At 66.3% G+C, this 26,298-nt stretch carries 34 protein-coding genes, 3 tRNA genes and 1 pseudogene; 16 read left to right on the plus strand and 22 right to left on the minus strand.

Annotation, left to right across the window (positions count from 1 at the left end; genetic code table 11):
- Positions 1-4: 4 nt before the first annotated feature.
- Positions 5-766 carry an SDR family oxidoreductase gene (locus ACM0PK_RS01175; RefSeq protein ID WP_414608061.1) on the minus strand — a complete coding sequence of 254 codons (762 nt, stop codon included), beginning with the start codon at positions 764-766 and terminating at the stop codon, positions 5-7.
- A 132-nt stretch (positions 767-898) separates the two neighbouring features.
- Between ACM0PK_RS01175 and ACM0PK_RS01180 the strand changes: the two genes are divergently transcribed.
- Positions 899-1,741, plus strand: coding sequence for a bifunctional transcriptional activator/DNA repair enzyme AdaA (locus tag ACM0PK_RS01180; RefSeq protein WP_111202249.1), 843 nt, complete (start codon positions 899-901; stop codon positions 1,739-1,741).
- A 79-nt stretch (positions 1,742-1,820) separates the two neighbouring features.
- Here ACM0PK_RS01180 and curA read toward each other — a convergent pair whose 3' ends face one another.
- Positions 1,821-2,846 (minus strand): NADPH-dependent curcumin/dihydrocurcumin reductase, encoded by a 1,026-nt coding sequence (gene curA, locus ACM0PK_RS01185; RefSeq protein WP_111202250.1) that lies wholly within the window; start codon positions 2,844-2,846, stop codon positions 1,821-1,823.
- Between the two features lie 364 nt (positions 2,847-3,210).
- Between curA and ACM0PK_RS01190 the strand changes: the two genes are divergently transcribed.
- The 7 genes from ACM0PK_RS01190 to dxs all read left to right on the plus strand — a co-directional run bounded on the left by ACM0PK_RS01190 (position 3,211) and on the right by dxs (position 9,693).
- Positions 3,211-3,286 (plus strand) — tRNA-Phe (locus tag ACM0PK_RS01190).
- A gap of 71 nt (positions 3,287-3,357) precedes the next feature.
- Positions 3,358-3,433: transfer RNA gene (locus ACM0PK_RS01195), tRNA-Phe, on the plus strand.
- Positions 3,434-3,592: 159 nt separating this feature from the next.
- Positions 3,593-4,144 (plus strand): lipocalin family protein, encoded by a 552-nt coding sequence (locus ACM0PK_RS01200; RefSeq protein ID WP_005417806.1) that lies wholly within the window; start codon positions 3,593-3,595, stop codon positions 4,142-4,144.
- Positions 4,145-4,286: 142 nt separating this feature from the next.
- Entirely contained in the window at positions 4,287-4,763 is a 477-nt protein-coding gene (locus tag ACM0PK_RS01205) for an LEA/WHy family protein (protein ID WP_111202251.1), read from the plus strand.
- Between the two features lie 64 nt (positions 4,764-4,827).
- Positions 4,828-6,618, plus strand: a complete 1,791-nt coding sequence (locus tag ACM0PK_RS01210) for an acyl-CoA dehydrogenase C-terminal domain-containing protein (protein ID WP_111202252.1) — start codon at positions 4,828-4,830, stop codon at positions 6,616-6,618.
- A 396-nt stretch (positions 6,619-7,014) separates the two neighbouring features.
- Positions 7,015-7,680: an HNH endonuclease gene (locus ACM0PK_RS01215; protein WP_032954353.1), complete on the plus strand. Its 666-nt coding sequence runs from the start codon at positions 7,015-7,017 to the stop codon at positions 7,678-7,680.
- 105 nt (positions 7,681-7,785) lie between these two features.
- Complete coding sequence (gene dxs, locus ACM0PK_RS01220) at positions 7,786-9,693, plus strand: 1-deoxy-D-xylulose-5-phosphate synthase (RefSeq protein ID WP_061478102.1); 1,908 nt, start codon at positions 7,786-7,788, stop codon at positions 9,691-9,693.
- Between the two features lie 119 nt (positions 9,694-9,812).
- Here dxs and ACM0PK_RS01225 read toward each other — a convergent pair whose 3' ends face one another.
- From ACM0PK_RS01225 to ACM0PK_RS01235, 3 genes are all read right to left on the minus strand, one after another.
- Positions 9,813-10,016 carry a hypothetical protein gene (locus ACM0PK_RS01225; RefSeq protein WP_005417823.1) on the minus strand — a complete coding sequence of 68 codons (204 nt, stop codon included), beginning with the start codon at positions 10,014-10,016 and terminating at the stop codon, positions 9,813-9,815.
- Between the two features lie 174 nt (positions 10,017-10,190).
- The gene (locus tag ACM0PK_RS01230) at positions 10,191-10,748 is read right to left on the minus strand and encodes a DUF3011 domain-containing protein (protein WP_005417825.1); all 558 of its coding nucleotides are present in this window, start codon (positions 10,746-10,748) and stop codon (positions 10,191-10,193) included.
- A 132-nt stretch (positions 10,749-10,880) separates the two neighbouring features.
- On the minus strand, positions 10,881-11,087 hold the full coding sequence (locus ACM0PK_RS01235) for a hypothetical protein (RefSeq protein WP_072169134.1): 207 nt from the start codon (positions 11,085-11,087) through the stop codon (positions 10,881-10,883).
- 401 nt (positions 11,088-11,488) lie between these two features.
- Here ACM0PK_RS01235 and ACM0PK_RS01240 point away from each other — a divergent pair, with 401 nt between their 5' ends.
- From ACM0PK_RS01240 to ACM0PK_RS01250, 3 genes are read left to right on the plus strand one after another with little or no spacing between them, the layout of a single operon-like run.
- Positions 11,489-11,773, plus strand: a complete 285-nt coding sequence (locus ACM0PK_RS01240) for a hypothetical protein (protein ID WP_053499224.1) — start codon at positions 11,489-11,491, stop codon at positions 11,771-11,773.
- Between the two features lie 12 nt (positions 11,774-11,785).
- The gene (locus tag ACM0PK_RS01245; protein WP_180884609.1) at positions 11,786-12,019 is read left to right on the plus strand and encodes a DUF1653 domain-containing protein; all 234 of its coding nucleotides are present in this window, start codon (positions 11,786-11,788) and stop codon (positions 12,017-12,019) included.
- Positions 12,020-12,052: 33 nt separating this feature from the next.
- The gene (locus ACM0PK_RS01250) at positions 12,053-12,385 is read left to right on the plus strand and encodes an SMR family transporter (protein WP_053499229.1); all 333 of its coding nucleotides are present in this window, start codon (positions 12,053-12,055) and stop codon (positions 12,383-12,385) included.
- A gap of 22 nt (positions 12,386-12,407) precedes the next feature.
- Here the strand turns inward: ACM0PK_RS01250 and ACM0PK_RS01255 are convergent, their stop codons facing one another.
- The 5 genes from ACM0PK_RS01255 to ACM0PK_RS01275 all read right to left on the minus strand — a co-directional run bounded on the left by ACM0PK_RS01255 (position 12,408) and on the right by ACM0PK_RS01275 (position 14,723).
- Positions 12,408-12,581: a DUF1328 domain-containing protein gene (locus ACM0PK_RS01255; protein WP_005417836.1), complete on the minus strand. Its 174-nt coding sequence runs from the start codon at positions 12,579-12,581 to the stop codon at positions 12,408-12,410.
- Positions 12,582-12,675: 94 nt separating this feature from the next.
- Positions 12,676-13,317: a LysE family translocator gene (locus ACM0PK_RS01260; RefSeq protein ID WP_005417837.1), complete on the minus strand. Its 642-nt coding sequence runs from the start codon at positions 13,315-13,317 to the stop codon at positions 12,676-12,678.
- Positions 13,318-13,415: 98 nt separating this feature from the next.
- Positions 13,416-14,024 carry an ATP-dependent Clp protease proteolytic subunit gene (locus tag ACM0PK_RS01265; RefSeq protein ID WP_414607907.1) on the minus strand — a complete coding sequence of 203 codons (609 nt, stop codon included), beginning with the start codon at positions 14,022-14,024 and terminating at the stop codon, positions 13,416-13,418.
- 37 nt (positions 14,025-14,061) lie between these two features.
- Positions 14,062-14,412, minus strand: coding sequence for an SRPBCC family protein (locus ACM0PK_RS01270; protein WP_049413658.1), 351 nt, complete (start codon positions 14,410-14,412; stop codon positions 14,062-14,064).
- Positions 14,412-14,723, minus strand: coding sequence for an ArsR/SmtB family transcription factor (locus ACM0PK_RS01275; RefSeq protein ID WP_005417843.1), 312 nt, complete (start codon positions 14,721-14,723; stop codon positions 14,412-14,414). The genes ACM0PK_RS01270 and ACM0PK_RS01275 overlap by 1 nt, the downstream gene beginning before the upstream one ends.
- A 74-nt stretch (positions 14,724-14,797) precedes the next feature.
- Here ACM0PK_RS01275 and ACM0PK_RS01280 point away from each other — a divergent pair, with 74 nt between their 5' ends.
- Positions 14,798-15,502 carry an aspartate/glutamate racemase family protein gene (locus ACM0PK_RS01280; protein ID WP_414607908.1) on the plus strand — a complete coding sequence of 235 codons (705 nt, stop codon included), beginning with the start codon at positions 14,798-14,800 and terminating at the stop codon, positions 15,500-15,502.
- Between the two features lie 12 nt (positions 15,503-15,514).
- Here ACM0PK_RS01280 and ACM0PK_RS01285 read toward each other — a convergent pair whose 3' ends face one another.
- Positions 15,515-15,910 (minus strand): hypothetical protein, encoded by a 396-nt coding sequence (locus ACM0PK_RS01285; protein ID WP_061478088.1) that lies wholly within the window; start codon positions 15,908-15,910, stop codon positions 15,515-15,517.
- A 242-nt stretch (positions 15,911-16,152) separates the two neighbouring features.
- On the opposite strand from ACM0PK_RS01285, the gene ACM0PK_RS01290 reads away from it, so the two are divergent.
- Positions 16,153-16,650 (plus strand): DUF3011 domain-containing protein, encoded by a 498-nt coding sequence (locus ACM0PK_RS01290; RefSeq protein ID WP_414607909.1) that lies wholly within the window; start codon positions 16,153-16,155, stop codon positions 16,648-16,650.
- A gap of 137 nt (positions 16,651-16,787) precedes the next feature.
- Positions 16,788-16,874: pseudogene (locus ACM0PK_RS01295) on the plus strand (GNAT family N-acetyltransferase); the annotation flags it as partial.
- On the opposite strand, the gene ACM0PK_RS01300 reads toward ACM0PK_RS01295, so the two are convergent.
- The 11 genes from ACM0PK_RS01300 to thrS all read right to left on the minus strand — a co-directional run bounded on the left by ACM0PK_RS01300 (position 16,853) and on the right by thrS (position 25,303).
- The gene (locus ACM0PK_RS01300) at positions 16,853-17,194 is read right to left on the minus strand and encodes a low molecular weight protein tyrosine phosphatase family protein (protein WP_065179582.1); all 342 of its coding nucleotides are present in this window, start codon (positions 17,192-17,194) and stop codon (positions 16,853-16,855) included. The pseudogene ACM0PK_RS01295 and the gene ACM0PK_RS01300 overlap by 22 nt on opposite strands.
- Complete coding sequence (locus ACM0PK_RS01305; RefSeq protein WP_005417854.1) at positions 17,191-17,391, minus strand: hypothetical protein; 201 nt, start codon at positions 17,389-17,391, stop codon at positions 17,191-17,193. The genes ACM0PK_RS01300 and ACM0PK_RS01305 overlap by 4 nt, the downstream gene beginning before the upstream one ends.
- Before the next feature lie 117 nt (positions 17,392-17,508).
- Positions 17,509-17,585 (minus strand) — tRNA-Pro (locus tag ACM0PK_RS01310).
- A gap of 68 nt (positions 17,586-17,653) precedes the next feature.
- Positions 17,654-18,010: a MerR family transcriptional regulator gene (locus tag ACM0PK_RS01315; RefSeq protein WP_005410431.1), complete on the minus strand. Its 357-nt coding sequence runs from the start codon at positions 18,008-18,010 to the stop codon at positions 17,654-17,656.
- Positions 17,991-18,290 carry an integration host factor subunit alpha gene (locus ACM0PK_RS01320; protein ID WP_005410432.1) on the minus strand — a complete coding sequence of 100 codons (300 nt, stop codon included), beginning with the start codon at positions 18,288-18,290 and terminating at the stop codon, positions 17,991-17,993. The genes ACM0PK_RS01315 and ACM0PK_RS01320 overlap by 20 nt, the downstream gene beginning before the upstream one ends.
- A 27-nt stretch (positions 18,291-18,317) precedes the next feature.
- A complete protein-coding gene (gene pheT / locus ACM0PK_RS01325; protein WP_414607910.1) occupies positions 18,318-20,699 on the minus strand; it encodes a phenylalanine--tRNA ligase subunit beta in 2,382 nt (793 codons plus the stop codon).
- Positions 20,700-20,786: 87 nt separating this feature from the next.
- The gene (locus ACM0PK_RS01330; RefSeq protein ID WP_414607911.1) at positions 20,787-21,782 is read right to left on the minus strand and encodes a phenylalanine--tRNA ligase subunit alpha; all 996 of its coding nucleotides are present in this window, start codon (positions 21,780-21,782) and stop codon (positions 20,787-20,789) included.
- A gap of 193 nt (positions 21,783-21,975) precedes the next feature.
- Positions 21,976-22,335: a 50S ribosomal protein L20 gene (rplT, locus tag ACM0PK_RS01335; protein WP_005410435.1), complete on the minus strand. Its 360-nt coding sequence runs from the start codon at positions 22,333-22,335 to the stop codon at positions 21,976-21,978.
- Positions 22,336-22,346: 11 nt separating this feature from the next.
- A complete protein-coding gene (gene rpmI, locus ACM0PK_RS01340) occupies positions 22,347-22,544 on the minus strand; it encodes a 50S ribosomal protein L35 (RefSeq protein ID WP_005410436.1) in 198 nt (65 codons plus the stop codon).
- A gap of 266 nt (positions 22,545-22,810) precedes the next feature.
- Entirely contained in the window at positions 22,811-23,353 is a 543-nt protein-coding gene (gene infC, locus ACM0PK_RS01345) for a translation initiation factor IF-3 (protein ID WP_080104334.1), read from the minus strand.
- Between the two features lie 48 nt (positions 23,354-23,401).
- Positions 23,402-25,303, minus strand: a complete 1,902-nt coding sequence (gene thrS, locus ACM0PK_RS01350) for a threonine--tRNA ligase (protein ID WP_111200640.1) — start codon at positions 25,301-25,303, stop codon at positions 23,402-23,404.
- Positions 25,304-25,731: 428 nt separating this feature from the next.
- On the opposite strand from thrS, the gene ACM0PK_RS01355 reads away from it, so the two are divergent.
- Both ACM0PK_RS01355 and ACM0PK_RS01360 read left to right on the plus strand, forming a co-directional pair.
- Entirely contained in the window at positions 25,732-26,028 is a 297-nt protein-coding gene (locus ACM0PK_RS01355) for a hypothetical protein (RefSeq protein ID WP_111200641.1), read from the plus strand.
- On the plus strand, positions 26,028-26,291 hold the full coding sequence (locus ACM0PK_RS01360) for a hypothetical protein (RefSeq protein WP_061478092.1): 264 nt from the start codon (positions 26,028-26,030) through the stop codon (positions 26,289-26,291). Before ACM0PK_RS01355 ends, ACM0PK_RS01360 begins: the two co-directional genes overlap by 1 nt.
- Positions 26,292-26,298 lie beyond the last annotated feature (7 nt).

The raw sequence follows: 26,298 nt of genomic DNA on the forward strand, positions 1-26,298 counted from the left end.
GCGCTCAGGTTCGGGTGATCGACACGCCGCCTTCAACGCGCATTGCGGTACCGGTAACGAAGCTGCTTTCATCGCTGGCCAGGAACAACGCCGCATTGGCGATCTCTTCCGGCTCGGCCATGCGCTTGAGTGCATGCAGCGAGCGCACGAAATCACGCGCATCACCGGTCGGTGCCGCCTGCCGGCCCATTTCGGTATCGGTGCCGCCGGGCAACAGCACGTTGCTGCGCACGCCGCGCGCGCCGTACTCGGCCGCGATCACCTGGCTCAGGCCGATCAGCCCCGCCTTGCTCGACGCATAGGCCGCCATGCCCGGGAAGCCGACGGTGTGGCCGACGAAGGTGCCGACAAACACCAGCGAGCCACCGCCGCGTGCCAGCAACGCCGGCAACTGGGCGCGTGCGGCGTGGAAGGCGGCATCGAGATTGGTGGCCATCACCTCGCGCCACGCATCCACCGGGAACTCTGCTGCCGGTGCACCGGGGCCGAGCATGCCGGCATTGTTGAGCGCGATGTCCAACCCACCGAATGACTGCTGGGCCAGTTCCACCAGCGCCGGTGCCGTGGCCGGATCAGCCACGTCCGCGGCATGCACCACCACCTCGCCACCGGCGGCGCGGATCTGCTCGGCCAGCGCCTGCAGCGGCTCCGGCCGCCGTGCGTTGAGCACCAGCTTTGCCCCTTCTGCAGCGAAGCGCAGGGCGCTGGCGCGGCCGATGCCGGCGCTGGCACCGGTGATGAGAGCGATCTTGTTGTTCAGCCGCATGGTCGTGGTACCGGTTGTGAAGTGGCCGCCACGATGCCGCGCCTATCGCCTGCCAACACTCCGTTTCCGGGCCCGGCCCATCGGTGCAGGAAACGGAGTTTCCGCAGAACCAGCACGTGCCAGAATCCGGCCATGGACAGCACCGCCACCACCGCCCTCGATGCCCGCGTCGAACGGGTTTGCCGCCACCTTCAAGCCAGCCACGACGAACCCTCGCTGCAGGAACTGGCCGGGATCGCGGGTTGCAGCCCAACCCGTCTGCATCGCCTTTTCAAGGAAGCAACCGGGTTGACCCCGAAGCAGTACGCTGCCGCGCTGCGCGCCGACCGCCTGCGCAGCGGACTTCAGCAGAAGGAACGCATCACCGACGCCTTCCACGATGCCGGCTTCGGCTCCAGCGGACGCTTCTACGAGAACGCGCCGAAGCTGCTGGGCATGACGCCGAAGCAATGGCGTGCCGGTGGTCGCGGCGAAGTCATCCACTTCGCGCTTGCCGAAAGTTCGTTGGGCAGCGTGCTGGTGGCCAGCAGTGCCACCGGCGTGGTCGCGATCCTGCTCGGCGACGATCCGGAAGCGCTGCTGCAGTCACTGCAGCAGCGCTTCCGCCAGGCCGAACTGGTCGGGGCCGACAGCGGCTATGAGCAACTGGTGGCACAGGTGGTGGGCCTGGTCGAGGATCCCTCGCGAGGCGCCACGTTGCCGCTGGACATCCGCGGCACGGCTTTCCAGCAACGTGTATGGCAGGCGCTGCAGCAGATTCCGCGCGGACAGACGGCCTCATATGCCGAAATCGCCGCGCGTATCGGCGCGCCGCGATCGAGCCGCGCGGTGGCACGCGCCTGCGCCAGCAATCCGCTGGCCGTGGCGGTGCCCTGCCACCGGGTGGTGCGCCGCGACGGCGACCTGTCCGGCTATGCCTGGGGCGTGGCACGCAAGCGCGAACTGCTGCGCCGGGAAAAGGTCGCCAACGGCTGACGCGACCCGCAAGCCGCCGACCTTGTCGGCGCACCCAACCTCCGGTAGCCACCAACCTTGGCCGGCATCGGCCAAGCCCTCAGTCCAGCTTCACCACCAGCTTGCCGAAGTTGTGCCCCTGCAGCAGCCCGAAGAACGCCTCCGGTGCATTTTCCAGCCCTTCCACTACATCCTCGCGGTACTGGATGCGGCCCTCACGCAGCCACTGCGCCATCTCGCGCTCGAAGTCCGGCCACAGGTGCTTGAAGTCGTGCACGATGAAACCGCGCACGGTCAGGCGCTGGCGCAGGATCTGGCTGAACAGCACCGGCAGGCGGTCCGGGCCAGGCTGCGCAACACCACGATTGTTGTAGGTGGCGATGGTGCCGCACACCGGAATGCGGGCGAAGTCGTTGAGCAACGGCAGCACCGCATCCAGCACATGGCCCCCGACGTTCTCGAAGTACACGTCGATACCCGCAGGTACCGCCGTGCGCAGCTGCTCGGCAAAATCAGCCGCGCGATGATCCAGCGCCACGTCCACGCCCAGCGTCTGCAGATAGGCACGCTTGGCCTCGCCACCGGCGATAGCCACTACGCGCGCGCCCTGCAGCTTGGCCAACTGCGCCACGGTCGCGCCGACCGGCCCCGTTGCGGCGGCCACCACCAGCGTCTCTCCCGGCTGCAGGCGGGCGATTTCATGAAGGCTGGAATAGGCGGTGAAGCCCGGCATGCCATACACCCCCAGCGCCGTACTCAACGGCAGCCCGGCCGGGTCCAGGCGGCGGCCCAGCGCCTTGGCCGGCAGCACGGCGTGGGTCTGCCACCCGCCCGGCGCCAGCACCCGTTCGCCCACTGCGACACCCTCGGCCCTGGACTGCATCACCTCGGCCACGGTCTGGCCTTCCATCACAGCCCCCACTGCCACCGGCGCGGCATACGACGGTCCCTCATCCATGCGTCCACGCATGTACGGGTCCAGTGAGAGGTAGCGATTGCGCAGCAGCACCTCGCCGTCGCCCAAGGGCGGCAGCGCGGCCTGCTCCAGGCGGAAATTGGCTGCGGTGGGCGCCCCCTGCGGACGCGACGCCAGCACGATGCGGGTGGTGGTCGATGAGTCGGACATGACGACGGTCTCTGCTGTTGCCAGCATCAGGAAAGGAACGCCGACACTACGCCGCAGCGTTCCCCCATGGCGGTCACGAAAACAGCGTTCCATGTCCGGTATTGGTGCCGTCCACGCGCAGGCCGCGCCACGCCGCGTTTGTCGATCACCGTGGCCCGCTGAATTCCGCCGCACGCGATGATCACCGCGCCGCCGCACCCGGTTGAATCGGCATCCAGCGCGCCCCCGCTCCGCGACGGCGGATCAAGTACTTGCGCCTGCGCAGACGGCAATGTGAAGGTTTTTTGCCAAAATGCTTGCCGTAGGCGGCTGACCTCCGTAATATGCGCGTCCTTGGCAGCGACCTCGCTGCAATGAACTACGTGGCCGAGTAGCTCAGTTGGTAGAGCAGGGGATTGAAAATCCCCGTGTCGGCGGTTCGATTCCGTCCTCGGCCACCACGTTCGACAGCCTGCAGAAATGCAGGTCTTTTTTTCGGGAATCGCAGTTGATCGTGATTGCCACACAGTTTGGCCGAGTAGCTCAGTTGGTAGAGCAGGGGATTGAAAATCCCCGTGTCGGCGGTTCGATTCCGTCTTCGGCCACCATCTTTCGAGACCTGCAGAGATGCAGGTCTTTTTTTGTCCGTGCTTCGCGCACTGCACGAGTGGCGGATGCGGCGCCTGCGCACACGCCCGGTTGACGAAACATTTACACCGGCATGCGCGGCGGCACCTACGCTCCAGACTCCTGCCTGGAGCCTGACGATGCCTCTGCGCCCCGCCCTGTTCGCCTGCCTGCTGCTGGCCGCTTTCCCGGTGATCGCCACTGAACCTGTGCGCGCGGTCGAGCGCCTGGACATCGATCGCTACGCCGGCCAGTGGCACGAGATTGCGCATCTTCCGGTCTCGTTCCAGAAGCAGTGCGTGGGCGAGATCACCGCCAACTACGGACTGCGCAGCGATGGCCGCATCAGTGTCACCAACGCCTGCCGCAACGGCGACGGTGAGCGCGTGGTCGCCGAAGGCGTGGCTCGCGCGGTGGCCGGCCATCCCGGCCAGTTGCAGGTGCGCTTCGCGCCGGACTGGCTGAGCTGGGTCCCGCTGGTCTGGGCCGACTACTGGGTGCTGGCGCTGGATCCGGACTATCAGTGGGCGCTGGTCGGTGAACCGGACCGAAAGTACCTGTGGATCCTCTCGCGCCTGCCGGAAATGGATCGCGCACGCTTCGAAGCGCTGAAAGAAAAAGCCGAGGCCATGGGCTACGACCTGCGCCCGCTGCGCCTGATGGCCCCGCTTCGCGATACGCCCGCCGATTGAACCGCGTCGCAACCGCGGCGCCGCGCACGCCCGGCCACCATCTTCACGCGCTACCCTCTGCGACGGGTCGCCACAGGCGATCCAAACGACCATACGCCGTAGTATGCTTATTCAAACGCACCCCTCCAGAGGACTTGCGCCCATGCTCCACCGTTTCCGTATCGCCTTGATTGTCCTGTGCACCCTCGCCCTTGTTGCCTGCAACAACGGCATCGTCAAGCGTGTTTCGGAACCGGCGGCCAGCCTGCAGCAGCTGACCGTGCGTGCCGACGGCAACTGGACCGTGGCCCTGCGCCTGCAGAACTTCAGCTCGATGCCGATGACCTTCGATGACGTCTCGCTGGCGCTGACCGTCGGCGACAACGAAGCCGGCACCCTGCAGGCCAAGCCCGGCATCTCCATCGGCGGCACCTCCGCCGACGTCATCAATGTCGACCTCGTGCCCAGCTCGGCCGCGCGCCTGGTGGTGGCCGATGCGCTGGCCAGCAACCGCACCCTGGCCTATGGCCTGAAGGGAACGGTGGCGGCCACGCCGCAGGAGAAGAAGCAGCGCAGCTTCGACATCAACAGCCGCAGCACCCTCAACCAGGCCCCCGGCCTGCCCGGCGTGCTGCGCTGAACCCGCCTTTCGTGGCGGCGCCCGGCGCCGCTCTCCCCTGCCCTGATCAAATCGAGACGTACCGATGAGCAGCTACACCGCCCCGCTTTCCGACCTCCGTTTCGCGCTGCACGACGTGCTCAAGGTCGAACCCCTGTTCGCCCGCCTGGGCTTCACCGACGCCACCGCCGACGTGGTCGATGCCGTGCTGGAGGAAGCCGGCCGCTTCAGCGCCACCGTGCTGGCCCCGCTCAACAGCGTCGGCGACGAGATCGGCTGCGTGCTCGACCAGGCCACCGGTGAAGTGACCACCCCGCCCGGCTTCAAGCAGGCCTACGACCAGTTCGTCGATGGCGGCTGGACCGGCCTGACCGCCTCGCCGGAGCTGGGCGGCCAGGGCCTGCCGCACACCCTGGGCGTGCCGCTGAACGAAATGATCAACGCCGCCAACCTGGCGTGGGGCAACTTCCCGCTGCTCTCGCACGGCGCCATCGAAGCGCTGAAGCAGCACGGCGAGGCCTGGCAGCACGAGGCTTTCCTCAAGCCGCTGATCGAGGGCCGCTGGACCGGCACCATGTGCCTGACCGAACCGCACTGCGGTACCGACCTCGGCCTGCTCAAGACCAAGGCCGAGCCGAACGCCGATGGGAGCTATTCGATCACCGGCACCAAGATCTTCATCACCGCCGGCGAGCATGACCTGACCGGGAACATCGTGCACCTGGTGCTGGCCAAGCTGCCCGACGCTCCCCCGGGTGCCAAGGGCATCTCGCTGTTCGTCACCCCGAAGTTCAAGGTCGACCGCGACGGCAACGTTGGCGAGCGCAACGCACTGCGCTGCGGCTCGATCGAGCACAAGATGGGCATCAAGGGGTCGGTCACCTGCGTGATGAACTTCGATGGCGCGCAGGGCTACCTGGTCGGCCAGCCGCACAAGGGCCTGCAGGCGATGTTCACCATGATGAACACCGCGCGCCTGGGGGTCGGCCTGCAGGGGATCGGCCTGTCCGAGCGCGCCTACCAGAACGCGCTGAAGTACAGCCGTGAGCGCCTGCAGTCGCGCGCCCTGAGTGGTGCCAGGTTCCCGGACAAGCCGGCCGACCCGATCCTGGTCCACCCGGATGTGCGCCGCATGCTGCTGACGGTGAAGTCGCTGGTCGAAGGCAGCCGCCTGCTGGCGCTGCACGCCGCCACCCTCATCGACGTTGCCCACCATGCCGAGGATGCCGCTGAGCGCGAGCGCGCCGACACCCTGGTGAGCTTCCTGACCCCGATCTCGAAGGCCTGCCAGACCGAATGGGGCATCGAGAACACCTACAACGCCCTGCAGTGCTTCGGTGGCCACGGCTACATCCGCGAGCACGGCATGGAGCAGCTGGCCCGCGACGCCCGCATCACCACGCTGTATGAAGGCACTACCGGCATCCAGGCGCTGGACCTGATCGGCCGCAAGACCGCGTCCAGCCAGGGCGCCGGCCTGAAGCTGATGCTGGCCGAGATCGAAGCCTTCGCCAAGGAACACGAGGGCAACGAAGCGCTGGCCGAGTTCATTGGCCCGCTGCGCGCCAAGGCCGCCGACTGGGGCAAGCTGACGATGGACGTGCTACAGCGCGCGGCCGGCAATCCGGACGAACTGGGCGCGGCCAGCTACGACTATCTGTTCTATTCGGGTTACGTGGTGCTGGCCTACTGGTGGGCCCGCAGCGTGGCCGCCGCCGATGCCAGCGCGCACGGCGCCGCCTTCGCCCAGGGCAAGCGCGAGACTGCGCGGTTCTATTTCGCCCGTGTGCTGCCGCGCACCCTCAGCCACGCCGCCGCGATCCAGTCCGGCGCCGCCCCGCTGATGGCGATGGACGACGAGCGATTCGGCGTCTGAGCCGGGCTGCCGCCCGGCACCCACGGTAGTGCCGGCCGCTGGCCGGCAACCGCAACAGCAACAGCTGCATCCCGGTGGATGGCGGGGCGGTGTGGCCTGGCAGGACACGCCGTAAACCCATCCATGGGGGCTCGATGGCGCCATCCATGGCGCCAACGGTCCTGCCACCCCACACCGCCCCGCCTCTGACAGTTCCCCGCGAACTGCCGTAGATCCACGCCACGCGTGGATGAGAACCACCGGAATCCATCTGGAGAAAAGCCCCCCTTTGTTAAGGGGGGCGCACCGACAGGTGCGGGGGATAGGAGGAATGCGCGGACCTGAATGTTGACGATTTGTGTATCGCCTGTCGGCGATACACAAATCGTCAACATTCAGGTATAAGCTGTTCTCCCGATGGAGACAGACACTACACGCTTGGGTCTGATCGAAGCCGGAGCTCCGTTTTCTGCTCCGGGCGCCGAAGCATCGCCCAACGCCACGACGCTGCATCGCCCCGGTTCGGTCCGGCTGCTCTCGCTTGATGCCCACGGACGCGTACTGGACTGGATCACCTGGCAGGATGCGGCCTGCCTCTACGCCCGCGAGGCAGTGGCCTGGACGCTCGGCGATCCCTGCCTGCACATCCACGGTGGCACCAACCGCTTCAGCGGCCTGCAGAGCGGCATGGACCTGCACCCGATCATCGCTGCCCGCGGCCACGCCCGCTCCCGCGCGATCGACCCGACGCCGAACCTGACCAACCAGGCCCTGTTCGCCCGCGACGCCCATCTGTGCATGTACTGCGGCCAGCAGTTCACCCGCCCCACGCTCACCCGCGACCATGTCATGCCGCTGTCCAAAGGTGGCCTGGACTGCTGGGAAAACGTGGTCACCGCGTGCTTCCACTGCAATTCGCGCAAGAGCGACCGCACCCCGCAGCAGGCCGGCATGCCCCTGCTGGCAGTGCCCTACCGGCCCAGCTGGATCGAGCACCTGATCCTGTCCAACCGCAACATCCTGGCCGACCAGATGGCCTTCCTGAAGGCGCAGTTGCCCAAGCGCTCGAAACTCAGCACCTGAACGCCCGAACATGCAACCCTCACCGTCCTGTCACGGACGGCGGCGTTTGCTTGCCCCACCCCCGTTTGAGGGCGAAAATGGGCGTTCAGAAAAAGTGCGAACATGATGATCGACTCTGCCCGCTATCCCCGCCTCGCGCGCATCCAGACACCGGATGACCTGCGCACGTTCGACGAATCCGAATTGAGGGCGGTCGCCGACGAACTGCGCGCCTACCTCATCGAATCGGTGGGCAAGAGCGGAGGTCACTTCGCCGCCGGCCTGGGCGTCATCGAGCTCACCGTGGCCCTGCACTACCTGTACCAGACCCCGGTCGACCAGCTGGTGTGGGACGTCGGCCATCAGACCTACCCGCACAAGATCCTGACCGGCCGCCGCGACGAGATCCATACCGTCAAGCAGAAGGACGGTGTCGCGCCGTTCCCGAAGCGCGAGGAAAGCGAGTACGACACCTTCGGCGTCGGCCACTCCTCCACCTCGATCTCGGCCGCGCTCGGCATGGCCATTGCCCGCCAGTCCGAAGGCGACGACCGCAAGGTCGTGGCAGTGATCGGTGACGGCGCGATGACTGCCGGCATGGCGTTCGAGGCGCTGATGCACGCCGGTGGCATGGAGCCGGAGCCGAACCTGCTGGTGATCCTCAACGACAACAACATGTCGATCTCCGAGGCAGTGGGCGGCCTGACCAAGATGCTGGGCCGAGCGACCGGCAGCCGTACGCTCAACGCGCTGCGCGAAGGTGGCAAGAAGATCCTCGGTGACAAGAAGAACAACCCGGCGCGTTTCGTGAAGCGCTGGGAAGAACACTGGAAGGGCATGTTCGTGCCCTCCACGATGTTCGAGGAAATGGGCTTCCACTACACCGGCCCGATCGACGGCCACGACATGCCGGCGCTGTTGTCCACCCTGAAGACGCTGCGCGCCTCCAAGGGCCCGAAGCTGCTGCATGTGATGACCACCAAGGGCAAGGGCTACGAGCCGGCAGAAGGCGATCAGATCGGTTACCACGCCGTGGGCCCGTTCGATCCGGACAAGGGCCTGGTGGCCAAGGCCGGGGCCAAGAAGCCGACCTATACCGATGTATTCAGCGACTGGCTGTGCGATGCCGCCGCCGCCGAGCCGCGCCTCTACGGCATCACTCCGGCGATGCGCGAAGGCTCTGGCCTGGTGCGCTTCAGCAAGGAATATCCGCAGCGCTATTTCGACGTGGCGATCGCCGAGCAGCACGCGGTCACCCTCGCCGCCGGCATGGCCACCCAGGGTGGCAAGCCGGTGGTGGCGATCTACTCCACTTTCCTGCAGCGTGCGTACGACCAGCTGGTGCACGACGTGGCGATCCAGGATCTGGACGTGCTGTTTGCGATCGACCGCGCTGGCGTGGTCGGTCCGGACGGCGCGACCCACGCCGGCAACCTCGACCTCAGCTTCCTGCGCTGCGTGCCGAACATGGTGGTGATGGCACCCTCCAATGAAGCCGAGTGCCGGCAGATGCTCAGCACCGGCCTGCAGCACCCGGGTCCGGCTGCCGTGCGCTACCCGCGCGGTACGGGTACCGGCGTTGCGGCCGGCACCGACCTGTCGACCCTGCCGATCGGCAAGGGCGAGCTGCGCCTGCAGGGCAACCGCATCGCCCTGCTTGCCTTCGGCAGCACCGTGCCCGCCGCCGAGCAGGTCGGCCGCGAACTGGGCCTGAGCGTGGTCAACATGCGCTTCATCAAGCCACTGGATCGCGAGCTGGTGCTGGCCATGGCCGCCCAGCACGAGGGCCTGGTCACGATCGAAGACAACGTCGTGGCCGGTGGTGCCGGTTCCGGTGTCGGTGAACTGCTCAATGCCGAAGGCGTGCTGCGTCCGATCCTGCACCTGGGCCTGCCCGACAGCTACCAGCACCACGCCAGCCGCGAGGACCTGCTGGCCGAAGCCGGTATCGATGCGGCCGGCATCCGCGCCGCCGTGCTCAAGCGTTGGCCGCAGCTGGCCGCAGGCAGCCCGCCGCTGAGTGCCGCAGGCTGAGGCCGATCAGGAATCCACGCATCACGGGAAGGTGCAGTCGAAGGCTCGCACCTTCCACGGTGGAAGCAGGTGGTTCCACGCCATGCGTGGATGGCCGAACCCCGGCAGGCGCCCCACGCTCAACCGTAACTGACCGCTTCCACGAACGCCCCGCTGGCCTCCACGCGCACGGCGGCGCGCTGCCCGGTGTCGACGAAGTGCAGGCGGGCCAGGGTCTCGGCAAAGTCATAGGCTCGTGCGCCATCACGGAACTCGATCGGCTCCGGCCTATCCGGGTGCAGCACGCGCCACTGGCGCTGTTCGCATTGCAGGCGGATCAACATGCAGCTCACTCCTTGAGGCAGCGTATCGACAGCGGCGCGATGCTGATGCCGGCTACGGCAATCGACATCACCGGGTATCAGGGCACGCAGGGCGCCCTGATCACAGACGATACGTCGTTCAAAATGTGAGCTGTATCAGATTATTCTGATTTTCACGGGTTGATCCCGTAAAGCTCAGTTCACCTGGAACTGCGCCCTGCAGCCATCGCTCACCCAGATGCCGCGGCGATCCCAGCCCCAGCTCTGACCTTCGATGCAGGCACTGCGCGAGTCCTGGCGGATCAGGCGCACGCCCCGGCGGATGCGGGCATCGCAGTACTCCTGCCGGTGGCCATTGGAATGGCAGGTGACCACATCGCCACCACCCCATCCATTGCCGTTGCCCCAGCCGCCGCCATTGCCGCCCCAGCCGCCGCCGCGGCGGTATTCACCGACGAATTCGGCACGGCACCCCTGTGTGACCCAGACGCCGTTGCGCGACTGGCCCCAGGTCTCACCTTCCACACAGGGCGAACCGGACAATTGGCGGATCAACCGCGCGCGGCCATCCAAGCGGCACTCATTGCTGCGGTTCTTGACCGACTCGCAGCGCACGATGCCACTGCCATCGCGGCCGCCGTAGCGGTCGTCGTCGTAGCCGTAGCCATAGCTCTGCGCCTGGGCGCCGCCGGCGGCCGCCAGCATCGGCAACAGGGTGCAGGCCAGGGTGCGCCAGGTGAGTGCCTTGCCCATCGAGATCTCCAGATGAATACGATGGCGCAAGCATCCGGGATTCACGGCCCGGCGCACAGAGGGAGGCGCGATGGCAGTTGTTCCCCCATTCAAACAACTCAACCGTGGCTGACTGCACTAAGGGGGCTGGCGTCACTCTCCAACGTAAAGCGCGTCTACCGTGTTGCCAAGCGCCTCGACCCGCACCGTGCTGCGCTGGCCGGTGCGGCGGTGATGCTCCAGGGCCAGCGCGGCGGCGGCATCAAAGGCGTCGGCGCCCCGCGCGTAACCCGTGGTGTCGCTCAGCTGAGGATGCAGTACGGACCAGCGCTGGGCATTGCATTGGACGGTGATGACCATCGGAGTCTCCTGCGGATGAAAGGGTGCAGTGGCAGGCAGTTGGCCGCTTGCCGTTACACCATCAGGCTAGCGACCGCCTCCGGGATGGCCTATCAGATTTGTACGAAAATGCCGCGCCCTCGCGTCGGATCTTGGCTTTCCTCACATCCCTGAGTCCGTTTAGCCCGTTCATTCCGTGATCCTTGTCACGGAGTCAGGCTGGCTTCACACTACCGTCATCAACAGGGGCCCCTTCCACATGCGCACCTTCTTCTCGCACCAGCGTTCGACGTTGCTGAAGTTCTATTTCGTGGCCAGCTATCTGATCCTGATCGAAGAGTTGATCCGCGCCGCCGTGCATTGAGCGCTTGCTGACGGGCTATTTGCGACAGAAAATGTCGCTTTACGCACGGAGCTCGCGCATGAAGGTGCTTCTTCTGATCCCGGCCCTGCTGGCTCTGGCCGCCTGTGCCAGCCAGGACACGGCGACCGCGCGCGCTGATGCCGCTGAGGCGTCGCCAGCGACGCCGGTGGTCGGGGGCGATCGTGATGCGCACGGCTGTATCGGCTCTGCCGGCTATCAGTGGTGCGAACACAGCCAGCGCTGCGAGCGCCCCTGGGAACTGGCGCAGGCGCAGGGCCTGGCCAACACGGCCGAGGCCATCGACGCGTACTGCGCCAAGCCCGCCAGCCCGGCGCGCAAGTGAGCACGCCCTGCCATGGCTGAGCTGACTCCCCTGCCCGATCTCGCCCGTGGCCGGTATCGCCACTTCAAGGGCGGCGAATACGAGGTGCTCGACATCGTCCGCAGCAGCGAGACGTTGGAACCGATGGTGCTTTATCGCGCACGCTATGGCGAAGGCGGCCTGTGGGTACGCCCCTACCCGATGTTCATCGAGCAGGTTCCGGGCGAACACGGCCCGCAGGCGCGCTTCGCTCGCATCGACGATTGATCCGGTGCGACCCGCAGTGACCCGGAGCCCGCGATGAACCCCTATATCTACCTGGCCGCCGCCATCGTGCTGGAAGTGATCGCCACGTCACTGCTGAAAGCCTCGGACGGCATGAGCCGGCTGTGGCCGACAGTGGGCGCGCTGGTTGGCTATGGGCTGTGCTTCTACCTGCTGTCGGTCACCATGAAGTCGGTGCCGACCGGCATCGCCTATGCAATCTGGTCCGGCGTCGGCATTGTGCTGATCTCGCTGATCGGCCTGGTGGTGTTCAAGCAGCGGCTGGATGCACCGGCATTGATCGGGATCGGCCTGATCTGCGCCGGCGTACTGGTGATCAATCTGTTCTCGCGCAGCAGCGCGCACTGAAGACGCTGCTGCGCGACTGGCGCTAGCTGACCTTCTTCGCCACGCTCATGCCGATCAGGAACAGGACCACGGCGATGATGATGCCTGCCCAGAACAGGAACTTGGCGATGCCCACGGCGGCGCCAGCGATGCCGCCGAAGCCCAGCACGCCCGCGATGATGCCGATGATGGCGAAGATGATGGCCCACTTGATCATGTCGATCCTTTCCCTGCAGGGAATGCAAACGGTGCGATCAGGCTAGGCCGCCACCGATGCGGCGCCCGTGAACGGGCCGCGTGTGCGGCGTGAATCAACGCGGCCGGAAGCGCAGCAGCGCCACTGCGAAAGCCAGGAACACGCTTCCCACCAGCCGCTCGAACCAGCGCCGTGCGAATGGCTTTGCAAGCCAACGGCGCAGGCCGTGGCCACCGGCCGCATACATCACGTACCAGAACAGTTCGCAGGCCGCGAAGGTCGCCACCAGCACGCTGTACTGCACGGCCTGGCTGCGCGACGGATCGACGAACTGTGGCAGGAACGCTGCGGCGAACAGCAGTAGTTTGGGATTGCTCAGGCCAACCCACAGGCCGCCGCGGAACACCGTTCCTGCGCCATGTACCGGCGCCAGTGTGACCTCGTCAGCATCGGCCACCGCGGGTGCGGGCCGGCAACTGTCGCGCCAGGCCTTGATGCCGAGCCAGGCCAGGTAGGCCACACCGAGATAGCGCAGCACCTCGAACAGCATGGGCGAGGAATGCAGCAGCGCACTCAGGCCCGCTGCGGAAGCCGCCAGCACCAGCAGCATCGCCAGCAGGCAGCCGGCCATGGCCGGCACGCTGCCGCGAAATCCCAGCCCGACGCTGCGGCCAAGGATGTGCAGCATGTTGGGCCCAGGCGTCCCGCACAGCACGAAGACCGTGGCCAGGAACCACCACCAGGTATGCAGGGCCATGTCGGGCGTCCACTTCAGAACATCCAACCAGCATAGAGTGCGCCGGCCTGGCGCGGCACACACAGTGCAGCATGGATGCGGTGGTTACAGAGGCAGGCTCAGGCCGCGGGCGCGTCGCGCCGTACCAGTACCTGGTCGATCAGGCCCCATTCGCATGCCTGCTCGGCGCTCATGAACCGATCGCGGTCCAGGGTCTGTTCGACCTCCTCGAAACTGCGTCCGCAATGGCGCGCATACAGCTGGGTGATGCGCTGCTTGGTGCGCTGCATCTCCTCGGCGTGGATGAAGATGTCCGAAGCCTGGCCCTGCACCCCGCCCAGCGGCTGGTGCACATGCAGGCTGGCATTGGCCAGCGCCGCGCGGTGACCCGGCTCGCCGGCCATCAGCAGGAACGAACCCATCGACCGCGCGGTGCCCATGCACAGCGTATGCACCGGGGCCGAGATGTATTGCATCGTGTCGTACATCGCCAGGCCGCTGGAGATCACCCCACCCGGCGAATTGATGTACAGATGGATCGGCTTCTCCGGATTTTCAGATTCAAGGAACAGCAGTTGCGCGCAGACCAGCGCCGATACGGTGTCATCGACTTCGCCGTTGAGAAAGATGATGCGCTCGCGCAGGAGCCGCGAGTAGATGTCATAGGAGCGCTCACCGCGCTCGCTGCGTTCCACCACCATCGGTACCAGCTGCATTCTGTCCCGCATGTGCCTGCTCCCTGTAGCGTTCGATCCAGGCGCCGGCTCACGCCGCGCGCATCACCGTGCGATGGTCATCGTTGGACGCCGGCGGTATCAGCGCGCGCCGGTCGGTGAGCCGATGCACGATGGTCAGCACCGTTCCCCCATCCTCATCAGCGCGCAGCCGAAAACACACAAGGCTGTGCAGATGTGGGGGCTGTGCATCGCGCAAGCGGAATCCCAGCTCCCGCCCCTCCTCGCACAGGCAGGGCTGTGGATCGGCAAGATCGGCGGCAGGCAACCAGCGCTCACGCAGTGCCGGATCGAACAGTGCGCGCCAGACCCGTTCCGGCGGCGCAGGCAACCGCTGCTCCATCACCAGCGCGGGAGCCGCTTCCTTCAGTACATCGTCCATCAGTCCATCTCCTCCAGCAGGTTCTGCAGTGCGGACATCCGCGCCGGCCAGTAGGCCCGGTATCGCTGCAGCCAGCGTCCGATGTGGGCCAGCCCGCGCGGATCGACTTCATAGTGGACGAAGCGCCCCTGGCGCTGCTCACGCACCAGCCCTGCATCGCGCAGCACTGCCAGGTGCTGGGACATCGCAGACTGGCTGATCGCAATGCCCTCGCGCAGCGCGCTGGCATGCCGCCCGCCATCGGCCAGCTTTTCGAAGATGTGGCGGCGGGTGGGGTCAGCCAGCGCCTTGAACAGGGCGTTCTCGATCATGATCAAAACATTAGCAGTCACTAATGTATGGTGCAACTGCCACACCTGCTGTGCTGCAATGACGACTTCCTGGCATGGAGCTGAGCATGAAGACCCTTGGCCTGATCGGCGGCATGAGCTGGGAAAGCTCGGCGCAGTACTACCGTCTCATCAACGAGACGGTGCGGCACCGCCTCGGTGGCGCGCATTCGGCGCAACTGCTGCTGTGGTCGGTGGATTTCGCCGACATCAAGCAGTTGCAGCACGACGGTCAGTGGGATGTGCTGGGCAACCACATGCTCGATGCCGCGCGGCGACTGCAGGCCGGTGGCGCCGAGCTGCTGGTGATCTGCACCAACACCATGCATATGCTGGCCGGCCGGATCGAAGCCGAATGCCCGCTGCCCCTGCTGCATATCGCCGACCCGACCGCCACGGCGATCCTGCAGGCAGGCATCCGCAAGGTCGGACTGCTCGGCACCGCCTTCACCATGGAGCAGGCGTTCTACCGCGACCGGCTGCAGGACCGCTTCGGGCTGCAGGTACTGGTTCCGGAGGCTGATGATCGCCGCTGCGTGCACGACATCATCTACCAGGAGCTGATCGCCGGCGTGGTCAGCGAGCACTCACGGCAGGCCTACGCCGGCGTGATCGCGCGCCTGGTCGCGCGCGGCGCCGAAGCGATCATCCTCGGCTGTACCGAGATCATGCTGCTGGTGCGCCCCGAAGACAGTGCGGTGCCGTTGTTCGACACCACCACCCTGCACGCGCTTGCGGCGGTGGACGCGGCGCTGGCCTGACCGCGCGCAGCGTCAGCCTTCGCCCTGGACTTCCAGTGCGGTGATCAGCCAGTCGACCACGGCCTGCGAATCACACAGGAAGAAGATGGCATCACCCGAACGCGCTTCGGTCAGCAGCCGATAGACGGTAATCGCCACCGCCGACTGGTTGGCAATGAACACCTCCGGGCTGCGCGGCCCTTCGCTGTGGCCGGCCACGGCGTGCAACGCCTTGCGCGCAGCCACGGTGGCGGGCGGGTCTGCGCTGCGGGTCAGTTCCGGCCCGCGCAGGCCCCACGCAATGAACACATGCTTGCCCTTGAACGTGGTGTCCAGGACACGCACCTGCCCGGCCTCTGCGCCAGCCGAGCGATGAATGACGGTACTGCTGATCAACGCAACCCCCTGTGGTCGTCGTGGTCCGCGCATCCTCCTCCGCAAGCCGGCTGCACGCCAGTGACGGCAGCCACAGGCTGCGCCGGCATGCGTGGGAGACATGTAAGAAGGTGTAAGCCGATGCGATCGGATGTGCCGCGATGATAAGGGATGTAAGGCCCTGCATGGGCCGGTGCGCACTACTAAATCCCCACTGAGCCAGCGCCGGAACGATCCGTTCCGACGGCCTCGGGCTGGTCCATTCTTGCGGCCCATTCCCCCTGCCGAGGCTCTCCATGACCCATCGCCTGTTGCCGCCCATTGCCACCTCCGCCCTGGCCCTGCTGCTGGTGGCCACCACGGTGACCGCCCAGGACTACGACAGCGATCACATTCCGCCGCTGCGTTGCGAGTCGCAGTTCAACAAGACCCAGCAGTGCCCGATCGAAGGCCGCATGCGCATGGCCAGGCAGCTGTCGGTCACCCGCTGCGTCGAGGACCAGAACTGGGGCCAGAGCCGCCGCATGCTCTGGGTCACCGAAGGCTGCCGCGCTGAGTTCGTGGCAGACGAACAGGGGCGCGGCCGGGATCGTGATCGGGATGACGACGGCGAGCGCCTGGTCTGCGAGTCCTACGAGCAGAAGGACAAGGAATGCCGCATCCGGGTGCGCCATGAAGTGCGCCTGGTCAAGCAGAAGTCGGTGACGCCGTGCGTCGAGGACCGCAACTGGGGCTGGGACCGCCGCGGGGTGTGGGTCAGCGACGGCTGCCGTGCCGAGTTCCGCGTGTATTGACTGCCGACCACACGCTGGCTTTGGCGGATACGCAGACACGGCCGACGTGATCGATGGACTGGGCGCATCCAGTCCAGGAGCCTGCGATGGCACCACCCGATCCTTCCTCGACGATGCTGCATATCCGCGAGGTGATGCCCGCCTCGGGTTTCATCGACAGCGGCATCGGGCATGGATTGGACGAAGGCGATCCGGAGCTGATCTACCGCTTTTCCGGCAGCTGATCGAGATACGTGGTCACCTTTGCGTCCAGCAGGTCCATCAACACCGGATCCATGCAGCGATAGTCGTCGGGGATGTCCAGGCAATGCAGGCGCTTGTGTTCCAGCAGGCGCGCGTATGCGGCCTGCAGGCGATGCTGGTGCTTGGCTTCCATCACGAGGATGACATCGGCCCAGCGGATATCCGCCGGGCCGATGGGGCGTCGTGCATGCGGGCTGGTGCCGGCCGACAGCGCGTTGAAGCCGGGCCGCCGTCGCCACATGGCTTCGGCGGTCGGGCTCCGCAGCTGGTTGCGGCTGCAGACGAACAGCAGGTTGATCATTCCTGTTCCTGCAGTTGCCGGGCGCTGAGAACCGGATAGGTGAAGCCCAGCTGGCGTGCACGCGCGAGCTTGGCATCGCGCGTATACAACAGCTTCCAGCTCTTCTCGGGCTTGTAGCGGTAGGCGGTCGTGGCGCGGTCGCCACCACGATTGCGGGCCTGGCTGCGACGCCAGGCACGGTTTCTTGCAGATTCCATGATGTGTTCTCGTGAGTACCGGGTTCAGCAGCCGCGGTAGTACGAGTGGCGCGCAGCATACACCGCACGCACAAAAAAGCCCACGCATCGCTGCGCGGGCTTCTTGATTCATCACAGTGGTCGGGACGGCCGGATTCGAACCGACGACCCTCTGCCCCCCAGGCAGATGCGCTACCAGGCTGCGCTACGCCCCGACTGATGCTGCGATGTGCCCGCCAGTGCGGCGGGCCGTGAAGTATAGCGGATTACGATGGAAATGGGATCAGCGGCGCAGCAACTGCAGCACTTCTTCCAGCTCCATGCGCACCTGCTTGATGATCTGGTTGCTCAGCGCCGATTCCTCGCGGGCATCGGGACCATCCAGGCGCAGGCGTGCACCACCGATGGTGTAGCCCTGTTCGTACAGCAGGCTGCGGATCTGCCGCACCATCAGCACGTCATGGCGCTGGTAGTAGCGGCGGTTGCCTCGGCGCTTGGCCGGCTCAAGGCTGGGAAACTCGGTTTCCCAGTAGCGCAGGACGTGCGGCTTGACGTCGCACAGCTCGCTGACCTCACCGATGGTGAAGTAGCGCTTGGCCGGGATCGGCGGTAGTTCGCGATTACTGCCCGGATCCAGCATAAGCTTCCACCCTCTCCTTGAGCTTCTGGCCCGGACGGAAGGTGACCACCGTACGGGCGGAAATCGGAATTTCCTCGCCGGTCTTCGGGTTGCGACCCGGGCGCTGGTTCTTGCGCCGCAGATCGAAATTACCGAAGCCCGACAGCTTCACCTGACGTCCCTGTTCCAATGCTTCACGCAGCACATCGAAAAACGCGTCGACGAATTCCTTGGCTTCCCGCTTGTTCAGACCGACTTCGTCGAACAGCTTTTCCGCCATCTCCGCCTTGGTCAATGCCATTGCCTGCTACCCCCGAGTGCCGCCCGCTCAGCCGCGGATCCGGGCGTGGTGTTCACGCTCGATGGCAGTGACCGCCTCGGCCACCACCGCATCCACGTCGCGGTCCGTCAGAGTGCGCGACTTGTCCTGCAAAATCAAGCCCATAGCGAGACTCTTGAATCCCGGCTCGACGCCCTGGCCGACGTAACGGTCGAACAGGTTCAGGTCGCGCAGCAGCGGGCCGGCGGCCTGGCGCACGGTCGCCGCCAGATCGGCCCAGGCCACCTGTTCAGGCACCAGGAACGCCAGGTCGCGACGCACCGCCGGGAAGCGCGACAGCTCGCCGGCACGTGGCAGGCGACGGGCGGTCAGCGGTTCCAGATCCAGCTCGAAGGCGTAGACATCGGCCTCGATATCCATCGCCTTGGCCAGACGCGGGTGGATCTGGCCGATCCAGCCGATCGCCACGCCATCGCGGAACACCTCGGCCGACCGCGCCGGGTGGCCGTAGGCACGGGCCGACGGGCGGAACTCCAGTACCGCACCACTGGCAGCCGCCAGCGATTCCAGGTCGCCCTTCAGGTCATGGAAGTCGGCCTTGCGAGTCGGCAGGCCCCACTGCACCGCCTGCGCGTCACCGCAGATAGCTGCCGCCACGCGCAGGGTTTCCAGCGGTGCCAGTTGGCCATCTCCGGCCTGCTGGGCGAACACGCGGCCGAGCTCGAACAGGCGCACGCGGCCGAGCTGGCGGGCGGCGTTGCGGCCCAGGGTGGCGACCAGGCCCGGCAGCAGCGACGGGCGCATCACCGCCAGTTCGGCCGACAGCGGGTTGGCCAGCGGCACTAAGGCGTCGCGCAGCTGCCACTGGGCCAGCAGGGCATCGTCGACGAAGGCGAAATTGACGGTTTCCTGCAGGTCGCGGGCGATCAGCTGGCGGCGCACGCTCAGCGCGTCCAGCTGGGTCTCGCTCGGCATCGCCACGCGCGAGGCACCGCCCGGCAGCGTGGTCGGGATCTGCTCGTAACCGTGGATGCGGGCCAGCTCTTCGATCAGGTCTTCTTCAATGGCGATGTCGAAGCGGCGGCTCGGCGCGGCGACCTGCCAGCCCTCGGCCGTGGCAGCCACGTCCATGCCCAGCGCGCGCAGGATGCGCTCGACTTCGGCGTCGTCGATGGTGATGCCCAGCACGCGGGTGATGCGTGCGCGGCGCAGTGCGATCGTCGCCGGCTGCGGCAGGTCATCGGCGCGCACGGCCTCGGTGACCGGCGCCGGGGTACCGCCGGCCAGGTCCAGCACCAGGCGGGTGGCGTATTCGATGGCGGTGCGCGGCAGTGCCGGATCTACGCCACGCTCGAAGCGGTGGCCGGCATCGGTGTGCAGGCCCAGCTTGCGGCCACGGCCCATGATCGCAGCCGGCGCGAAGTGCGCGGCTTCCAGGAACACGGCAGTCGTCGCGTCGGTGACGCGGGTGTCGAAGCCGCCCATCAGGCCGGCAAGGCCGATCGCACGATCGGCGTCGGTGACCACCAGGAAGCTGTCGTCCAGCGCGGCATCGCGGCCGTCCAGCAGCTTCAGCGTCTCGCCCGCGCGCGAACGGCGCACGGCAATGCTGCCCTGCAGGGTGCCGAGGTCGTAGGCATGCATCGGCTGGCCCAGCTCCAGCATCACGTACTGGGTGATGTCGACCAGCAGCGAGACCGGACGCACGCCACTGCGGCGCAGGCGCTCGGCCATCCACAGTGGGGTCTTGGCGGCAGCGTTGACGCCCTCGATCACACGGCCCAGATAACGCGGCGCTTCGGCGCCAGCGTCGAGCTGGATGGCCAGCTCACGGCTGCCGACCGCCGGAATGGCGTCGGCGGCGAAATCCAGCACTTCACTGCGGGTAGCGGCGGCGACGTCGTAGGCGATGCCGCGCAGGCTGAAGCAGTCGGCGCGGTTCGGGGTCAGCTTGATTTCGATACTGGCGTCCGGCAGGCCCAGGTACTCGACCAGGGCCTGACCGACCGGGGCGTCATCGGGCAGTTCGAGCAAGCCGGAGGCATCGTTGTCCAGGCCCAGCTCCTTGGCCGAGCACAGCATGCCGTTGGACTCCACGCCGCGCAGCTTGGCCGGCTTGATCTTCAGCTCGCCGATCTGCGCACCCACCATGGCCAGCGGCGCGACCAGGCCCGGGCGCGCGTTCGGTGCGCCGCAGACGATCTGCAGCAGTTCGCCCTGCCCGGCATCGACCCTGCACACCTGCAGGCGATCAGCTTCGGGATGGCGCACGGCCTCAACGATGCGCGCCACGACCACGTGATCGAGGCCTTCGCCCAGCGCGGTCACGTCTTCCACTTCCAGGCCGATGGCGGTCAGCACTGCACTCAGTTCATCGCGCGAGGCGCCGGTCGGGACATGGCTGCGCAGCCAGTTTTCGGAGAATTTCATGGTGTCACCCTGGTGGGCCCGGCGCATGCGCCTGGGCCTGCAAATTTAGGAGCAGCCGAGCATGGCTCGGCTCTACGTGGTTGCGGCTTACGCGAACTGTTTCAGGAATCGCACGTCGTTCTCGAAGAACGCGCGCAGATCGTTGACGCCGTAACGCAGCATCGCGAAACGCTCCACGCCCATGCCGAACGCGAAGCCGGTGTAGCGCTCCGGATCGATGCCGACGTTGCGCAGCACGTTCGGATGGACCATGCCGCAGCCCAGCACTTCCAGCCAGCGGGTGCTGCCGTCGGGCTGCTGCCAGGCAATGTCCACTTCCGCGCCCGGCTCCACGAACGGGAAGTAGCTGGGGCGGAAACGCATCTCGAAATCGCGCTCGAAGAACGCGCGCACGAACTCGGCCAGCGTGCCCTTCAGGTCGGCGAAGGTCGAATGCTCGTCCACCAGCAGGCCTTCGACCTGGTGGAACATCGGCGAGTGGGTCTGGTCGCTGTCGCTGCGGTACACTTTGCCGGCGGCGATCATGCGCAGTGGCGGCGCGTGGTCGCCCATGTAGCGCACCTGCACGCCGGAGGTGTGCGTGCGCAGCAGGCGGCCGTCGCCGAAGTAGAAGGTGTCGTGCATGGCGCGCGCCGGATGGTGCGGCGGGAAGTTCAGCGCCTCGAAATTGTGCCAGTCGTCCTCGATCTCCGGCCCTTCCGACAGCTCGTAGCCCAGCCGGCAGAAGATGCCGGTGATGCGCTCCAGGGTGCGGGTGATCGGGTGCAGGCCGGCACGCTCGCCGTTGCGGCCCGGCAGGGTGATGTCGATGGCTTCGGCGGCCAGGCGCGCATCCAGCGCCGCGTCTTCCAGCAGCGCCTTGCGCTCGCCCAGCGCGCGGGTCAGCGCGTCGCGGGCCTGGTTGATCGCTTCACCAGCGGCCTTGCGCTCGTCCGCCGGCAGGGCGCCGAGCTGCTTGAGCTGCGAGGTGATGCTCCCACTCTTGCCAAGCAGGGCAACGCGCAGCTGTTCCAGCACGTCGGGACTCTGTGCGGCGGCCACATCGGCCAGCGCCTGGGTGGTGAGGGATTGGATGTCGCTCATGGGGGGCCGGAACTCCAGTCGATCTGCCATCGCGATGCGCGAAGGGCCGACCCCTGTCGCCACCGCCGTCCCCGCGCTGCCGCCATGGCCTCGCCGGAACCCAAAAAAGAATGGGGAAGGACTTGCGCCCTTCCCCATGCATTGCCTTGACCTGACACCGTTCCGAGTGAACGGTTACGGCATCGGGAAGGACTTATGCCGCCAGCGCGCCCTTGGCCTTTTCGGCCAGCGCGGCAAAACCGGCTGCGTCGTGCACGGCGATATCAGCCAGGACCTTGCGATCCAGGGTGATGCCAGCCTTCAGCAGGCCGTTCATGAAGCGGCTGTAGCTCAGGCCGTTGATGCGGGCAGCCGCATTGATACGGGTGATCCACAGCGAACGGAAGTTGCGCTTCTTCTGCTTACGGCCGATGTAGGCGTACTGCTGTGCCTTGATGACCGCCTGCTTGGCGACGCGGAAGACCTTGCGACGGGCGTTGTAATAGCCCTTGGCGAGATCCAGAATCTTCTTGTGGCGGCGACGCGCCTGTACGCCACGCTTAACTCGTGCCATTTTTCAGTTCCTCAGAGGTAAGGGAGCATGCGGTCCAGACGGCCTGCGTCTTCTGCACGGACATGGCCCGTCTGACGCAGATTACGCTTACGCTTGGTCGCTTTCTTCGTGAGGATGTGGCTACGGTTGGCGTGGCCGCACTTGTACTTGCCCGAGGCGGTCTTGCGGAAACGCTTGGCCGCTGCCCGGTTGGTCTTGATCTTGGGCATTGCAATGTCCTTGATGGGATATGACCCTGGTTTCTGACTGATCTGGCGGCGGCCTGGGCCGCTCTTTCCGTCCTGCCATGATCGGCGTACGACCCGTCCTGGGTGGGTCGAGCCGGGCATGATACAGGCAAAACCGCCCTGCCACCAGCCCCTGCAACCCTTTCGCCGGCACTTCACCGGCATCCTGCAAAAGCAAAGGGACGCCAGCGGCGCCCCCTTACCCTGAACCATTCAGCCAGGCGCCCCGCAAGGCGGCCCGTCAGGCCTCAGGTCTTCTTCTTCGGCGCGATCATCATGACCATCTGACGCCCTTCCAGGCGCGGACGGGATTCGATGACGATGTCCTCGCCCAGATCGGCCTCGATCCGGTTGGCCATTTCACGACCCAGTTCCTGGTGGCTCATTTCACGGCCACGGAAGCGGATGTTGACCTTGATCTTGTCGCCTTCTTCAAGGAACCCGCGCATCTTGCGCAGCTTGATCTGGTAGTCGCCCTCGTCCGTGACCGGACGGAACTTCACTTCCTTGATCTCGACCTGCTTGGTCTTCTTCTTGGCCTCGCTGGCCTTCTTCTGCGCTTCGAACTTGAACTTGCCGAAGTCCATGATCTTGCAGACCGGCGGATCGGCCTGCGGCTGGATCTCGACCAGGTCCAGGCCTTCATCTTCGGCCATGGACAGCGCTTCGTCGCGCGACAACACGCCGATCATTTCTCCGTCACTGCCGATCACGCGGACGCGCGGCACACGGATTTCCTGATTCTTGCGGTTCTGTTTGTTGTCAGGGGTGCTGATATTACGTTCTCCCAAGGGTATCGAACCGGTCCGGGTGCCTGTGCGCCCGGACCGGACCTTTGCTTACGCGCCCTCGGCGTGGAGCCGCTCGATGAAGGCCTGCAGGCTCATGCTGCCCAGGTCTTCGCCAGAACGCGTACGCACCGCTACAGCCCCATTCTCCTTCTCGCGGTCACCGATGACCAGCAGGTAGGGCACGCGCTGCAACGTATGCTCGCGGATTTTATAGCCGATCTTCTCGTTACGCAAATCCGAGCTGACGCGGAAGCCTTGCTCCGCAAGGGTTTTGGTCACGCCCGCGACGTAGTCGGCCTGGGCATCGGTGATGTTGGCCACCACCACCTGGGTCGGCGCCAGCCAGGCCGGGAACTGGCCAGCATGGTGCTCGATCAGGATGCCCAGGAAGCGCTCCATCGAGCCGACGATGGCGCGGTGCAGCATGACCGGGTGCTTCTTCTGGCTGTTCTCGTCCACGTACTCGGCGCCGAGGCGACCCGGCATCATGAAGTCGACCTGCATGGTGCCCAGCTGCCAGGTACGGCCGATCGCGTCCTTCAGGTGGTACTCGATCTTCGGGCCGTAGAAGGCACCCTCGCCCGGCAGCTCCTGCCACTCCACGCCACAGGCGGTCAGTGCCGAGCGCAGCGCGCCTTCGGCCTTGTCCCAGGTGGCGTCGTCACCCAGGCGCGATTCCGGACGCAGCGCGATCTTGATCTGGATCTCGTCGAAACCGAAGTGCCGGTATACCGCCAGCGCCTGCTGGTGGAAGGCCGTCACTTCCGACTCGATCTGGTTTTCCGTGCAGAACACGTGGCCGTCGTCCTGGGTGAAGCCACGCACGCGCAGGATGCCGTGCAGCGCGCCGGATGGCTCGTTGCGGTGGCAGGAACCGAATTCACCGTAGCGGATCGGCAGGTCGCGGTAGCTGTGCAGGCCCTGGTTGAACACCTGGATGTGGCCCGGGCAGTTCATCGGCTTGACCGCGTACGTGCGCTTCTCCGATTCGGTGAAGAACATGTTGTCCTGGTAGTTGTCCCAGTGGCCGGACTTCTTCCACAGGCTCACGTCCAGGATCTGCGGGCAGCGCACTTCGCCGTAGCCGCTGTTGCGGTAGACCTTGCGCATGTACTGCTCGACCACCTGCCACAGTGCCCAGCCCTTCGGATGCCAGAACACCAGGCCCGGGGCTTCTTCCTGCAGGTGGAACAGGTCCTGCTGCTTGCCGATGCGGCGGTGGTCGCGCATCTCGGCTTCCTCGATGCGCTTGATGTACGCCTCGAGCTGCTTCTTGTCGGCCCAGGCGGTGCCGTAGATGCGCTGCAGCTGCTCGTTCTGCGCGTCGCCGCGCCAGTAGGCGCCGGAGATGCGGGTCAGCTTGAAGGCCTTCAGGAAGCGCGTGTTCGGCACGTGCGGGCCCCGGCACATGTCCACGTATTCCTGGTGGTAGTACATGCCCATCGCCTGGATGTCGTCGGACATGTCTTCGATCAGGCGCAGCTTGTAGTCCTCGCCACGGGCCTTGAAGATCTCGATCACTTCAGCGCGCGGCGTCATCTTCTTGATGACGTCGTAGTCCTGGGCGATCAGTTCACCCATGCGCTTCTCGATCGCGGCCATGTCGTCCGGCGTGAACGGGCGCTCGGAATAGATGTCGTAGTAGAAGCCTTCGGCGATCACCGGGCCGATCACCATCTTCACGTCCGGGTACAGCTGCTTGACGGCGTGGCCGACCAGGTGGGCGCAGGAGTGGCGGATGATCTCCACGCCCTCCTCGTCCTTGGCGGTGATGATGCGCAGGCTGGCATCGTGGTCGATGACGTCGCTGGCATCGACCAGCACGCCATCGACGGAACCGGCGATGGTGGCCTTGGCCAGGCCGGCACCGATCGACTGGGCGATGTCCATGACGCTGACGGGATTTTCGAACTCGCGGCGGCTGCCGTCGGGAAGGGTAATGTTGATCATCGCAGTGGCTTCGTGCGGGGCCCGCGGGGCGGGCTGGAAAGCGTTCCCGGGCCGCGGCCCGGGCAATAAAAAAGCGCCGCGAGGGCGCCTGGAACACAGGGCCTTCGGGGGCAGGTCAACAGTGGGCGGTGGTAGTGCTCATGTCGCACGCTCGGCCGGCGCTGGGCGCGGGCCACCTTGTTCCAGTCAGGAGTCTGCGACGATCTTAAACCAGCGCACCGGAAAGCCCAAGGGCTGCCGTACGGTCCGCTGAATGGCCGGCGCTGGCGGCGTGAAAACGCAATGATTACCATGTCCACGCAGCCCGCCCCGTGCCAGCCTGCCCGCTTCCCCCAGGACCTCGTGATGCGCCACCCGCTCCGACCGGCTCCCGCCGGCCCCGCCCGTGCCCCGCGTTCGCCGGCCCACTGCCGCGGCGCCCGCCCGCAATGATCACCGTCGGCCTTTCCACCCTGGGCTTCTGCAGCCTGGGCATGCTGGCAGCGATGTTTTCGGCACTGGCCTTCTATGCCGCCTCGCCGCACTGCCGTTGGCCGCGCCTGCGCCGCGCCGGTCGCCTCGGCCGCCAGATCGGCCTGGTCGCCGCGGCTGCCGCATTGTGGCTGTGGATGGCCGAACTCGGCTTCGCTGCCGGTCTGGTGGCGATGCTGTGCACCTGGATGCTCGTCGCGATGCTGCTGCCGGCGCTGGCCGCCTGGCATCGCCCGGGCACGGAGTCGCCGTGATGTGGTCGCGCGCCATCGCCGGCATCATCGCTGGCTTCCTGCTTGCGGCCGCCGCGACCGGCCTGCTGGCCTGGCTGCCGCCCGGCCCGTGGCAGCGCGCACTGGTGCCGACCCTGATCGCCTTCATCCCGTTATGGATGCTGGCCGCCCTGTGGGCGTTCAGCTTCCGCAGCGCACTGCGCGCCTGGCTGGTTCTGGGTGGCAGCGCCGCAGCCGGCTTCGCCGTGCTCGGGCTGCTGCGCCTGGCCGGCGCGGTGCAATGAGAGCTCC

The organism is Stenotrophomonas sp. FR010, assembly GCF_047520755.2.
Taxonomy (GTDB): Bacteria; Pseudomonadota; Gammaproteobacteria; order Xanthomonadales; family Xanthomonadaceae; genus Stenotrophomonas; species Stenotrophomonas sepilia.